The organism is Solibacillus sp. FSL W8-0474 (genome assembly GCF_038004065.1).
Classification (GTDB): Bacteria; Bacillota; Bacilli; order Bacillales_A; family Planococcaceae; genus Solibacillus; species Solibacillus faecavium.
Genome location: NZ_JBBOQJ010000001.1, coordinates 274,376 through 287,415 on the forward strand (window position 1 = coordinate 274,376; position 13,040 = coordinate 287,415).

General features: G+C 38.1%; 13 protein-coding genes. 9 read left to right on the forward strand and 4 right to left on the reverse strand.

The features are described from left to right. The first annotated feature begins 508 nt into the window (after positions 1–508). From NYE67_RS01370 to NYE67_RS01410, 9 genes are all read left to right on the forward strand, one after another. Positions 509–1,771, forward strand: coding sequence for a VanW family protein (locus tag NYE67_RS01370; protein WP_340728929.1), 1,263 nt, complete (start codon positions 509–511; stop codon positions 1,769–1,771). Between the two features lie 17 nt (positions 1,772–1,788). Then, positions 1,789–3,453: a GspE/PulE family protein gene (locus tag NYE67_RS01375; RefSeq protein ID WP_340728930.1), complete on the forward strand. Its 1,665-nt coding sequence runs from the start codon at positions 1,789–1,791 to the stop codon at positions 3,451–3,453. A gap of 14 nt (positions 3,454–3,467) precedes the next feature. Continuing rightward, positions 3,468–4,511, forward strand: coding sequence for a type IV pilus twitching motility protein PilT (locus NYE67_RS01380; protein ID WP_340728931.1), 1,044 nt, complete (start codon positions 3,468–3,470; stop codon positions 4,509–4,511). Further along, positions 4,508–5,716 (forward strand): type II secretion system F family protein, encoded by a 1,209-nt coding sequence (locus tag NYE67_RS01385; protein ID WP_340728932.1) that lies wholly within the window; start codon positions 4,508–4,510, stop codon positions 5,714–5,716. The genes NYE67_RS01380 and NYE67_RS01385 overlap by 4 nt, the downstream gene beginning before the upstream one ends. 100 nt (positions 5,717–5,816) lie before the next feature. Continuing rightward, a complete protein-coding gene (locus NYE67_RS01390) occupies positions 5,817–6,251 on the forward strand; it encodes a prepilin-type N-terminal cleavage/methylation domain-containing protein (protein ID WP_340728933.1) in 435 nt (144 codons plus the stop codon). Between the two features lie 130 nt (positions 6,252–6,381). Next, on the forward strand, positions 6,382–7,359 hold the full coding sequence (gene pilM / locus NYE67_RS01395) for a type IV pilus biogenesis protein PilM (RefSeq protein WP_340728934.1): 978 nt from the start codon (positions 6,382–6,384) through the stop codon (positions 7,357–7,359). Continuing rightward, positions 7,356–7,946, forward strand: coding sequence for a PilN domain-containing protein (locus tag NYE67_RS01400; protein WP_340728935.1), 591 nt, complete (start codon positions 7,356–7,358; stop codon positions 7,944–7,946). The genes pilM and NYE67_RS01400 overlap by 4 nt, the downstream gene beginning before the upstream one ends. After that, positions 7,946–8,689 carry a potassium transporter gene (locus tag NYE67_RS01405; RefSeq protein ID WP_340728936.1) on the forward strand — a complete coding sequence of 248 codons (744 nt, stop codon included), beginning with the start codon at positions 7,946–7,948 and terminating at the stop codon, positions 8,687–8,689. Before NYE67_RS01400 ends, NYE67_RS01405 begins: the two co-directional genes overlap by 1 nt. Positions 8,690–8,938: 249 nt before the next feature. Then, the gene (locus NYE67_RS01410; protein WP_340728937.1) at positions 8,939–9,694 is read left to right on the forward strand and encodes a prepilin peptidase; all 756 of its coding nucleotides are present in this window, start codon (positions 8,939–8,941) and stop codon (positions 9,692–9,694) included. Between the two features lie 53 nt (positions 9,695–9,747). On the opposite strand, the gene NYE67_RS01415 is transcribed toward NYE67_RS01410, so the two are convergent. From NYE67_RS01415 to NYE67_RS01430, 4 genes are all read right to left on the reverse strand, one after another. Further along, positions 9,748–9,972 carry a hypothetical protein gene (locus tag NYE67_RS01415; protein WP_191701300.1) on the reverse strand — a complete coding sequence of 75 codons (225 nt, stop codon included), beginning with the start codon at positions 9,970–9,972 and terminating at the stop codon, positions 9,748–9,750. 87 nt (positions 9,973–10,059) lie between these two features. After that, positions 10,060–11,451 (reverse strand): class II fumarate hydratase, encoded by a 1,392-nt coding sequence (gene fumC / locus NYE67_RS01420; protein WP_340728938.1) that lies wholly within the window; start codon positions 11,449–11,451, stop codon positions 10,060–10,062. Positions 11,452–11,819: 368 nt separating this feature from the next. After that, positions 11,820–12,131 carry a hypothetical protein gene (locus tag NYE67_RS01425; protein ID WP_340728939.1) on the reverse strand — a complete coding sequence of 104 codons (312 nt, stop codon included), beginning with the start codon at positions 12,129–12,131 and terminating at the stop codon, positions 11,820–11,822. 108 nt (positions 12,132–12,239) lie between these two features. Further along, positions 12,240–12,800, reverse strand: coding sequence for a DUF1273 domain-containing protein (locus NYE67_RS01430; protein ID WP_340728940.1), 561 nt, complete (start codon positions 12,798–12,800; stop codon positions 12,240–12,242). Between the last annotated feature and the right edge of the window lie 240 nt (positions 12,801–13,040).

Sequence of the window (13,040 nt, forward strand, 5' to 3'; positions counted from 1 at the left end):
CAATATATTGGTTAAAGAGTTCTATATAATTAATTATTATTAATCTGATATATACTCCTATTATTCTATTAAATTTAGTTTGTGATGTAATTTAGATTGAAAAAAATGGAATATTTAATTGTATTAACTAATAATGAGAATAGATTTAAGTGGAATCTATCTATATATTGGGTAATATTTATTATTTATTTTTCAAAAAATAACATCACAAAAAAAATCTAGTCTTAAAGTAATCTATCGTGTATTATGTTAGATAATAACATAAAGTTTAAATATGGTAAATTTATATAATAATTTCAATGTAAAAATTTAATATCCTCCCCATTTATGTGAAATAGAAATATTATTATTTAAATTAAAAAGATATTAGAACTAATTAGTCGTAATATAATAGGAATCTTGAGGTGATTATATGAAGGTATTTTTTAAGTCTATCATACTATTTTCATTAATAATATTGTTGCTATCGGTATGGGTGCCTAAATTTATAGCTAGTCCTATTATCTCTGTGGATAGTAACTCACAAAGATCCACAATTGGTGGAGTAGAAGTAGATGAGTTGAAAGGTGAGGATCTAAAAAAGGCTCTGACTAATGCTGTGAATGAATGGTATAGCAATAATTTGAAAATTACAGGTGAAGGCATTTCAATTGAAGTCAGTTCTTCCACTTTCCAATTTGATATCGAAAGTACAGTTAAAAGCTATGAAGATAATTACCGCAAACCATGGTATGCCTTTTGGGCAGATGAGACAGCAGTTCATCTACCTTTAAATATTCTACCAAGTGAAATCGTTAAAAATGAGATTAGTAATATTTCAGCATGGGATACAGAGTTAACTTATGAAAAAGTACAGTTGAATGCTTCATATTTAAAAACGAATGAAGTAGAAGCTGTTGTAAATGATATGTCGATATTGGAAATAGATCGTATTTCGCTATCGGTGGAAACTATGCCTCAAGGTGCGATGGGTATGGATGAGCTTGTCCTTGCATTGCAGGACACTGTAATCGAACCACAAGCGCCATTTTCAATGTTGGAGAACTTAGGAGAAACAATTAACCTAGCAAATCGTGATGCAATTAATTTTGTCGCATCAAATATTTATAACGCTGCACTTAATATTAATTCTGAAATTTTGGAACGTCACTCTCAAAATGAACGCCCTTCCTATTTAAAGGCTGGGTTAGAGGCAAAGGTAGATGCTTTAGCAAATGAGGATTTAAGGTTTATTAATACATTTACTAAACCGGCTGTATTAAAACTCTTGATTGATGACGGAAAGTTGCAAACAGAAGTATATACGCCTGCAAAGGAAACTGAAGTATCTGTGACAGTATCGAATGATGAGGAAATCCAACCCCGTACCATTACACGCTATTCCTCGGAATTGGCAGTAGGTCAGACGGAGCAGATACAAGAAGGTAGGGAAGGGTTACGTGTTTCGGTTTATCGAACAGTATTTGGGGAGCAACAGCTTGTAAGTCGTGATTATTATCCACCGGTAAACCGTGTCATTGTTAAATCGTCTCAGCAACCAGAAATACAAGGTTCAGCGGTTGATGTGAATAACCGACCAAATGATTCAATCGATTTAGATGGTGACGGCTTCCCGGATGAAGTTGGTAATGGAGGGAATCCACCAATTAGTAATCCACAAAACACAAATTCCAATGAACCAAGTAGTGAATCACAAAATCAAGATGGGTCAGAAGATAATCTACCACCAGGCAGCTATTACGATAAAGGTGGAAATTTAATAACTCCGTAGAACAGGAGGAAATCAGCATGAAGGCAAATGCGAGAAAACGTTTAGGAGACTTATTGGTAGAAGCTGGGGTAATTAATGATCAGCAGCTGAATTATGCGCTACAAAATAAAAGCCGTGATGAAAAACTAGGAGACTTTTTAATAAAAGAAAACGTACTCACGGAACAGCAGCTGATTGAAGTATTGGAGTTCCAACTCGGCATACCGCATATTACCTTGAATAAATATGCGATTGATCCGGAACTATTACAGCTTGTCCCGAGAGAATTGGCGAAGCGGGCCAATATTATGCCGGTACGTCGCGATAGAAACAAACTATTAATCGCAATGTCTGACCCAATGGATTATTTTGCCATTGAAGAAGTTCGGATGGCGACAGGCTGTCAAATCGAAACTAGTATTGCAGCAAAAGATGATTTATACCGAACAATCACAAAATACTATGATTTGCAGGCTTCGATGGACGCAGCATTGTCCGAAATGGCAGCAAATACAACAGAAGTCCAGCAGGAGATTACTGATGAAGATTCGCCAATTGTTCGTTTAGTCAATCAGATTATTGCCAATGGAGTAGCTCAACGTGCATCGGATATTCACTTTGATCCACAGGAAACGGAATTTAAAGTACGTTACCGTGTCGATGGTGTATTAAGGACAGAGCGATCTCTGCCGAAACATATGCAGAATATGATGACAGCGCGTGTGAAAATTATAGGCGGACTGAACATAACAGAAAATCGAATCCCGCAAGATGGTCGAATTAAAGTTAATATCGAGTTTAAAAGCATTGATATTCGACTTTCTACATTGCCGACTGTATACGGTGAAAAAATTGTTATGCGTATTTTGGATGTAAGCAATGCTGCAACAGATATTGCACAATTAGGTTTTACTGAAAAAAATGAAGCATTGTTTAAAAAGATGATTGAACAACCAAACGGAATTGTACTAATAACAGGTCCAACCGGTTCGGGTAAATCCTCTACATTATATGCAGCACTTTCTAATCTAAATGATGAGGAAGTTAATATCATTACAGTTGAAGATCCGGTCGAGTATCAGCTAAACGGTGTAAATCAAATTCAGGTAAAAGAAGAAGTTGGACTAACATTTGCAGCTGGTTTACGTTCAATTTTACGTCAAGATCCGGACATCATTATGATCGGGGAAATCCGTGATTTAGAAACAGCACAGATTTCGATTCGTGCCTCACTCACGGGTCACCTTGTATTAAGCACATTGCATACAAATAGTGCAATCGAATCGGTTTCCCGGTTGCAGGATATGGGCATCGAGCCTTTCTTGATCTCCTCTTCGCTTGTGGGAATTTTAGCGCAGCGACTTGTACGTCAAATTTGTAGAGATTGTAGTACCGAAGTTGAGCCTACAAGCAGGGAAAAAGAAATCTTCGCAAATAATGAATTCAGTGTTGAAAAGGTACGAAAAGGTCGAGGCTGTTCTGCTTGCGGAAATACCGGTTACAGAGGGCGACTTGCTATTCATGAGTTATTACCGATTGATCGGGAGCTAAAGGATTTAATTTTAAATCGGGCAAGCGGATATGAAATTGGGGATTATATGAAAACAGCAGGCTACTATACATTATTGCAAGATGGTCTGTTGAAAGTTATAAATGGTGTCACGACTACTGAAGAAGTATTGCGTGTTGCAACGATTGAGTAAGGAGGGGATGCAAGATGACACTGAAAATTCAAGACTTATTGCAGCATGCATATGACGAAAAAGCATCTGATTTACATGTAACAATTGGTATCCCTCCTGTATACCGTGTAAATGGTCAATTGAAGCAATATGGCGATATAAATGTTACTGAAGAAATGGTTAATGAAATGGTACAAGATATTCTACCAGATTATAAAATGGCGGAATTTGAGGAGAAGGGCGAAACAGATTTCAACTATTCCTTAAAAGACCTATGTCGTTTCCGTGTAAATACGTATCATCAGCGAAATGCAGGAGCAATTGCTGCCCGTTTAATTTCGAGCAAGATCCCGACAATTGAATCTTTAAATATGCCCAAAGTATTGTATGATTTAGCCGAAAAACCTCAAGGACTTATTTTAGTAACAGGTCCAACAGGCTCAGGGAAGTCTACTACATTAGCGGCGATGATTGATTATATTAATGAAACAAAATCAAAGCATATTATTACACTCGAAGATCCAATTGAATATTTACATTCCCATAAAAAGTCAGTCATCAATCAACGTGAAATCGGTGTCGATACAGGCTCGTTCGCAAACGGATTGCGTGCATCACTTCGCCAAGATCCAGATATTATTCTAGTCGGTGAGATGCGAGATTGGGAGACGATTTCCACAGCGATTACGGCAGCGGAAACAGGGCATTTAGTATTCGGCACACTCCATACATCAAGTGCACCGACGACAATTGACCGAATTATCGATGTATTCCCGCCACATCAGCAAGGGCAGATTCGTATTCAATTAGCGAATGTATTACAGGGTATTATTTCTCAGCGATTGTTCATTCGTATGGATAAAGAAGGACGTGTTGCAGCAACCGAAATTTTAGTCAGTGTTCCGGCTGTAACGAACTTAATCCGAAATGAAAAAATACATCAAATACCAAGTGTTATGCAAACAAGCCGGGCACTGGGAATGCACACATTGGAAACATCAATACAGGCACTGGTTTCTTCCGGCAAAGTTTCGTTGGAGGAAGTACGTCCTTATTTGAATGTAGGTGATTACAGTTGACCGTATTTAAATATGTAGGGCGAACAAAGATGGGGGTCACACAAAGAGGAACGATTGACGCGGCAAATAAGGCAACAGCAATTACGAAGCTTCGGGAAAAGGGGATTAATCCTCGTGAAATAGAAGAGTCGAAAAGTATATTACACATGGATATTAACCTTGGAAGCGGAAAAATTAAAACGCAGGATTTTGTAATTTACTGCCGTCAGTTTGCGACCTTAATTCGTGCAGGGGTATCACTAGTTGAAGCAACAAATATTTTAGCGAAACAAGCGACAAGTAAACCATTGAAAAGGGCGTTAGAAAAAGTCGAGGAAGATATACGAGCCGGTATTCCCTTTTCGGATGCAGTTCAAAAACATCCGAAAGTATTCCCGGAGCTGTTTATTAATATGATGCGTTCTGGTGAAGTTACAGGGAATATTGATAATACATTAGAACGATTGGCAAATTCATATGAAAAGTCGTTTCGATTAATAAAAAAAGTGCAGTCTACATTAACTTATCCTGCAATGTTATTAGTCTTAATCGTAGTTGTCGTATTTTTTATGTTGATTTTTATTGTACCAACATTTGTCGAATCGTTTGAGTCGATGGATGCAGAGCTTCCTACGCTTACTGTATTAACAGTAGCATTAGGAGAATGGTTAAGACAATATTGGTGGTTACCAATTGGCGCTGTTGTCATAGGTGTGGTTATATTCCAACACCTATTTAGGAATAACGAGCAATTTCATTACGCTGTCCATTATATGCTACTGAAGATGCCAATATTCGGACCGCTTTTACAAAAAACAGCGATTGCTAGATTAACACGTAATTTATCATCTTTATTTAGCAGTGCGGTGCCTATTTTACAGGCACTTACAATTTCTCAAAAAGTTTCCGGTAATCCAGTTGTGGGAAAAGTAGTATTAGATGCACGAGCAAGTCTTGAAAAAGGGAGTACATTAACAGAGCCCTTTGAAAAAAGCTGGATATTCCCGCCAATGGTGACGAGTATGACAAGAATTGGCGAGTCTACCGGGTCGCTTGATTATATGCTTGAGAAAATTGCGGATTTTTATGAAGAAGAAGTTGAGAGAACAGTAGATACATTAAAGTCTCTTATCGAACCTTTAATGATTGTCATATTAGCAGGTGCAGTTGGTATTATCGTAGCAGCAATTTTCTTACCGATGTTTAGTCTTTATGAAAATATGTAAAACGGAAAATGACGTTTTGCAAGGGGGCATCAAAGAGGTTCACAAGCGTCAGTGCAAAAATAAAACAAAATATATAATAGAATTTAAAGGAGGATTTAATATGTTTAACACATTAAAAAAGCGTATTAAGAATGAAAAAGGTTTATCTTTAGTTGAGCTTTTAGCAGTAATCGTTATTTTAGGTATTATTGCAGCAATCGCTATTCCAGCTATCGGTAATATTGTTAATAATTCCCGAGACAAAGGACAAATTTCGGATGCTTTAAATATTATTTCTGGAGGTAAACTAGCTCATATTGAATTAAAATGTGGAAATGACGGTTGTGATGGTGATGATTTAAAACAATTTGTCGATGGAAAAGATGTAAAAGATATGACGGTCACATTAAATGAAGATGGCGAATGGGAAATTACTGGTTATCCTTTTGATATTAATAATGTGGATGAATTTGGTGGATTTAGTAAAGATTCCGCAGCGAAAGAAAATGACTTAAAAGCAGCATTAGGTGAGCAAGTTAATTCAGATACACCATAATCACCCCCCAAAGAACACCCAACCTAACAGCGTTTGGGTGTTCCATTGGGCGATGATTTCGCTAGTATAATAACTTTGAAGATGAGCTTGCCCTGTAATAGAGGCAAAGTATAAAGGGGAGGGTCCCTAAATGTTCAAAATGAAAAAAAAATCACATGTTTCTATCCTCGTAAATGACTACGTGATCCGGGCTCTTGTCTCCAAAGGCCCATCTCTTGATCAACCCGTTATCTATGAAACGCCTTTACAGAGAAATGCCGTACAGGAAGGTTCCATTGTAGACGAGATGGTGATATACGATTTAATAAAAGCAAATGTCCCGAACTGGGGGGGCAAGAAACAAAATGTTCGTTTCCTCGTACCGGATACGTCTGTATTATTAAAAACTTTTGAGCATCCTGCTGACGTAACTGGCAAAAAGCTAAAGGAATTTGTGCAGATGGAGCTTGGCAACTCTATTCATTTGCCTTTCCACGAGCCACTTATTGATGTATATGACCCGAAGGAAGGCGATGGGAAAGCAGTATTATTTGCTGCGCCTCCCGATGAAGTTGGAAAGATGATTGGTCTCCTGTTAGACAACCATTTGAATCCTCAAGTAGCCGATATCCGTGCATTATCTAATTTGCGGTTGCTTGAACATATTCAGTTTATCGATTCAAACCGTACATATTTAGTGACTGATTGGTCCATTAATGAATTGTCCATTTGTATTTTTTCAAATGGAGATGTTGAGTTTTTACGCTTCCAGACGGTTGATACAGACCCGGATAAATGGCAGCAGGATATTCTTGAAAACGATGAAGTTGAGTTTCGTTATACAGGGGACTTGGATGACTTCCGTGGAGCGACTACAGACCAAGTGTTGGAAATCGACCGCATGATGAACTTCTTTAAATTCTCACTACACAAAGGGGAAAAAGTTGTCGATGAAATTATTGTGATGGGAGATCACCCATTACTTCATCTTATCGAAGCACTCTTGCGGGACAATTTACCAACATTTATTCGGACAGTCGATGATGCTGTTATCGAAGCACAATTTCCAAATTGCAAAGCAAAGCATGCGACTTTATTAGGCCTTGCTCTAAAGGAGGTTAACGAATGATTCCAGATATTAACCTCATGCCCAAAATTGACAAGGGCGAGGCTAGTTTAAATTTTGCATTTTATTTGGTAGCAATATTATCAATAGTAACGCTTGGACTTTTAGCGTGGACATTTTTCAGTGCAAAAAGTGAAATAGCGAGTGCAACACCGGAGCGGGATTCATTAATTTTAACGCGTGATCAATTGAGTTCGGAAGTTGCGTCATTTGAAACGATGAATCAGGGCTCATTGGAAGAATCGGTTGCGTTTGTGGAACGAGTATCCTATCCGGTATCACAGGTCATTACAGAAACACGAAACTTATTGCCTTTAAATACATATTTGCGTGCTTATATATTTTCTGAAACAGGTGTACAAGTGACGGTTGATTTTGAAACATTAAATGCCATATCAACATATGTGAGCAGTCTCGAAAAAAGCCCGTATTTCAATGATGTTCAACTAGGCACGATTCAAAATTTTGACGTTAATCCTGCCGGAGAAGAATTAAGTACAGAGCAGCAGTTTAGTGAAGTGCCTCGCTATAGCGTTGAGATTATGTTATTAATCGATCAATTATATGTAGCTGCTGGGGGTGACGAATAGTGAATTCCTTCTCAAGTAGTAAAAATGGAACGCTTTTATTAGTAATTGCTTTAGCGATGGCGCTTTTATTTGCCGTTTACTATTATGTTGTCAAGCCGAAGCAGGATGAAGAACAGGCGATCCAAAGTGAAATGACGAACATAAAAACGGAAATTTCCGCATTAGAACAAACGATTGCAGCTCACCATTCACAGCTATCTCAATCTAGTACAAATGAATTTACATTACGAAAAAAAGTGCCAGCTAACCGAGAAATCGATGCATTGATTCTTTCAATTGAGGAAATTGAATACTTAACAGGCTCCCGTGTTCAAAGTATCGACTTCAATAACTATGATGCTCTCGTATCGAGCTCAGGCTTACAGGATCCAATGGCTAGCTCTGAAACAGAAGAAGGGCAAGCAACAGACGATGGATCGGAACCAGTGGAACAAACAGAGTCTCCTGAAACGGAAGCTAATGAGTCAACGGAAGATACAGATGTACCAGAGGAATTACCCGTTTCAACAATAGCTGTAGAATCATTACCGCCTTCATTAAAGTTAGTTACATTTAATATTAATGTGTCGTCACCAAATGATGTAAGCTTGCTGCAGTTTATAAAAGAAATAGAAATGAAAGACCGTGTGATGCGAATCGATATTATCGACTTTGCCCTTCCAGGTGAAGAAGACCAATTTACAGAAGAGTCTTCGGAAGTCGTAACGGCTAACATTCAAGTCACTACTTTCTACTATGAGTAAGGCATTTATTTATTAATTTAAGCCGAAATATTTACAGAAGAAGTTGATTGAAATGGAGGGGAGGCGAGTGTTATTCCCTATATATTTCATATCGGTGCTTCTGCGGTGGTCGCAATAAATTGCAACCATCCTCGGCGCAAAGAATCAGAGACAAAAGTTTGACTCTGATTCTTGCCCGCGGAAAGCATCCGACCCGAAATGGAAATCAACCATTTGATATATAGCAAGGACTAGTAAGGAGCGTTGCACATGGAAATAATGTATACAATTTTCGCAGGAATATTCGGGCTAGTGTTCGGTTCTTTTTACAACGTAGTCGGTTTACGCGTGCCAAAAAAGGAATCGATTGTAACACCACCGTCCCATTGTGTGAATTGTAATCGTCGTTTACGCGCTTTTGAACTCATACCTGTTTTTTCGTACATATTTTTACGAGGGAAATGTCGGACATGCGGCGTAAAAGTATCGCCAATCTATGCATTTACTGAGTTGGTAACAGGCCTGTTATTTGCATTTGCCACATGGCAGCTTGGTATTTCGTGGGAGCTCGCAGTGGCACTTCTGTTTATTTCCTTATTGGTTAGTATTAATGTTTCGGATATTGCATACATGCTTATTCCGGATAAAATTTTATTGTTTTTCCTGCCCTTATTAATTGTAGGAAGAATTCTTTCCCCGCTGGAGCCTTGGTGGGATAGTATTGTTGGGGCAGTGCTTGGATTTTCGCTGTTATTATTAATCGCCATTATCTCAAAAGGCGGTATGGGTGGCGGAGATATTAAGCTGTTTTTACTAATCGGTCTTGTGCTGGGAACTTATAATACGCTGTTAACATTATTTTTAGCGTCCATTATTGGAACGATTGTAGGGATTATTATTTTAAAAGTGCAGGGTAAAGGGCGTAAAACACCGGTTCCATTTGGACCATCCATTGCACTTGCCGCAATCATTGTGTATTTTTACGGAGAGCAGATTATTGATGTGTATTTAAATTTGCTACTATAAATTAAAAGAAGGGGTGCTCTGATACGAATTCGGAGCATCCCTTTAAATATGACTTAATAATCTATAATAACTTTCTCAAATGGGTGATTCGTCAGTAGTTCATATGTTGCCACTTCTACCGCTTTTTCTACGGAATCTGCTAAAACTAATATGCGGTATTTGCCAAAGTCTTTATAATAGGCATCGGCTTCAACATATTTAGTGTTTTCGTTCTGTATATTCACGAGAATATTGATGACTATTTCATAACCATCCTTTATAAACTCGAATTTTTTCAATAAAAATCAACCTCCTCAACATTAGTTTATTACCTGTAAAGAGTAATTGACTAGACATGTTGGAAGGTTGTGTTGGATATTTAAAAATTATTCAGCATTTGGGTAAATCATCGTTTTTGGATCAACATAACGGTCAAATTCTTCCTCAGTTAAAAGACCCGTCGCAATCGCGGCTTCCTTCAATGTTGTGCCTTCTTTATGAGCCGTTTTGGCGATTTTGGCTGCATTTTCATAACCGATATACGGGTTTAATGCCGTGACAAGCATTAACGAATTTTTCAAGTTCGCTTCCAATACTTCCATGTTTGGCTCGATGCCAATTGCACAGTTGTCATTGAATGATTTCATTGAATCTGCCAATAAGCGTGCAGATTGCAGGAAGTTATAAATGATAACCGGTTTAAATACATTCAGCTCAAAATTACCCTGTGATGCAGCAAAGGCAATTGTGGCATCGTTGCCGACAACTTGAGTCACGACCATTGTCATCGCTTCACTTTGCGTCGGGTTTACTTTACCTGGCATGATCGATGAGCCTGGTTCGTTTTCCGGAATCGTAATTTCACCGATACCAGAGCGGGGACCACTTGCCAGCCAGCGAACATCATTGGCGATTTTCATTAAATCCGCAGCTAATGCTTTTAGCGCACCGTGAGCTGTAACGATTTCATCATGGCTTGTCAGTGCATGGAACTTGTTTTCAGCGGATGTAAAATGAATACCTGTTAACTTGCTGATTTCAGCTGCAGCATGTGCCCCAAATTCAGGGTGAGCATTTATCCCTGTTCCTACCGCTGTGCCTCCAATTGCCAACTCTTTCATAAATTGAGTATTAACCATAATCATTTTTTCACATTTTATTAGCATATGGTGCCAGCCGCCGATTTCCTGACCGAGCGTTAATGGTGTTGCATCCTGTAAGTGGGTCCGACCGATTTTAATAATATCGTTGAATGCGATGGCTTTTTCTTTTAGTGTTGCCTGTAGAAGCTTTAGTCTCGGCATTAAGTAGCTTTCCACAATTTCGACTGCTGCAATATGCAGTGCAGTAGGAAAAGTATCATTTGAGCTTTGTGACTTGTTGACATCATCGTTTGGATGTACTTTTTCATCTGAGCCAGCAGCTGTTAACTTTTCATTTGCTAAGTAGGCAATGGTTTCGTTTACATTCATATTTGTCTGTGTCCCGCTACCTGTTTGCCAAACAACAAGAGGGAAGTGGTCATCCCATTTACCTGTAAGAATTTCGTCTGCTGCTTCGACAATTGCCTTTGTTTTTACATCAGACAGCTTGCCCAATTTATTATTTGCAAGTGCTGCTGCCTTTTTTAAAATTGTCATTGCGCGGATAATTTCAATAGGCATTTTTTCAGTACCGATTTGGAAATTTTCTTTACTGCGCTGCGTTTGTGCCCCCCAAATTTTATCTGCTGGTACACGGACTTCACCTAAAGTGTCTTTTTCAATACGGAATTCCAACTAAATCATCTCCTTTAATATATGTATACCCAAAATTATATAAAAAAATGGCAAATCGTGTGAGGGGATTTGCCATTCTTTCAGGAGAAAAGATAAAGATCTTTTCAAAATATGAGTAAAGTGATTAATGAGTTTCGAATCTGAACTGGGGGGAACAGTATCGAAAATGCTACAACTAAATTGTTTGACTTACAATGATAATGATAATCTTTATCAATTAGAAAGTCAATAGATTACCATGTTAATTTTTAGAAAAATTATTTAATTCGAATAAAATATGTAAAACAACGTCCAAAGCATTAAACTGCTTCGATGCTTTAGACGTCGCTATGTGTGTTATACATTTAGGAGTCAGCCCCTTATAGTAATTAAACGATTTTTACATAAAAATCCTGACCGTTCGTTAATTCTGGAATTTCCATATTTTTTTCGCGCTTATAATAGTCTGATATAGTACTTGCGAGGCCCGCATAGCCGTTCAATAACGTCCCTTGCTTAATTTCTTTCGCAATATTATGGAACTCAAAATAGATGTGTGCCTCATCATTCAATGCACTTAATATCTTTTCTATATCTGCAAGGGGAATATTAATACCTCTCGTATAGCGACATTCGCGCTTATACGTATGGTGTGGAATATTTACTGGTGTTGTTTCGTTAATCATCGATAATTGATTCATAATGTGGCCTCCTTGTTATTCGATATATAAGTTCATTTAATATATTATACCGCAAAAAGGTGGTCTATAATCTGAATATTTACTTAATTGGAAAAATTAACGGGATCTTTACCAATCATCTCCTTGCTGCATTTCCTCCGCTACCATTTGTAAATCGTACGCATTGATCATGAACAGTTCATATTCATCATGCTGTTCCTTATACTTTTCAATGAGTCGGAGCACATATTTAGGGGAGCCTTCGTTTTCCTCATCATAAACGAGCAATGTCGCATCCGTATTAGCAATGATGAATTTATCTTTTTCGATAAACTGCCAAGGTGCTTCGTAAGGACGTTTCGTCACACTTGTCACAAAGTCGGCATTATTTACTATATTCATATAGGCTGCTTGTTTATGCTCATTCCAGTTTTTCTCTTGTTCTAAGAAGGGCGTTATGATGGAGTATTTGAGTGTGGAATATTCATTTTTTAGCTCTAGTACAACCTCTGCCGCCCATGTTTCAACACCTGGCTGTCCGCTAATCACAACCCATTCCAATCCATCCTCTGTAAGGGTACGTATTTGGTTTTTCAATGCCGTTTTAATGATGGGGACACCGGGATGCTTGTCGTTAAATATACCAAGCTCATGTGGACGGTAGCCGGTAATATAAAGTGATTTCATCATAAATCGCTCCTTAAGATAAAAAAATGGAGCCTGGGACAAAACGAAAAATATCCATTTTTCCAAAGAAAAAATGGATATTTTTCTGCTTCTACCAAAATTGATTTCCGTTCCGGGGACGCTTTCCGGGGGCACGGCCTGAGCCTGTAGTCTCAGGCGTCGTGCTGTTCCCCCAGGAGTCGCCCCTTCACTCCAATCAATTCATAAAGTATCAGTTTCTTAATAAGGATAATTCCCTTATAC

What these genes read in the sequence shown, in the direction of transcription:
- NYE67_RS01375 (WP_340728930.1), top strand. Translation starts at nt 1,789, where the DNA reads ATGAAGGCAAATGCGAGAAAACGTTTAGGAGACTTATTGGTAGAAGCT.
- NYE67_RS01380 (WP_340728931.1), top strand. Translation starts at nt 3,468, where the DNA reads ATGACACTGAAAATTCAAGACTTATTGCAGCATGCATATGACGAAAAA.
- NYE67_RS01390 (WP_340728933.1), top strand. Translation starts at nt 5,817, where the DNA reads ATGTTTAACACATTAAAAAAGCGTATTAAGAATGAAAAAGGTTTATCT.
- pilM (WP_340728934.1), top strand. Translation starts at nt 6,382, where the DNA reads ATGTTCAAAATGAAAAAAAAATCACATGTTTCTATCCTCGTAAATGAC.
- NYE67_RS01400 (WP_340728935.1), top strand. Translation starts at nt 7,356, where the DNA reads ATGATTCCAGATATTAACCTCATGCCCAAAATTGACAAGGGCGAGGCT.
- NYE67_RS01410 (WP_340728937.1), top strand. Translation starts at nt 8,939, where the DNA reads ATGGAAATAATGTATACAATTTTCGCAGGAATATTCGGGCTAGTGTTC.
- NYE67_RS01425 (WP_340728939.1), bottom strand. Translation starts at nt 12,131, where the DNA reads ATGAATCAATTATCGATGATTAACGAAACAACACCAGTAAATATTCCA.
- NYE67_RS01430 (WP_340728940.1), bottom strand. Translation starts at nt 12,800, where the DNA reads ATGATGAAATCACTTTATATTACCGGCTACCGTCCACATGAGCTTGGT.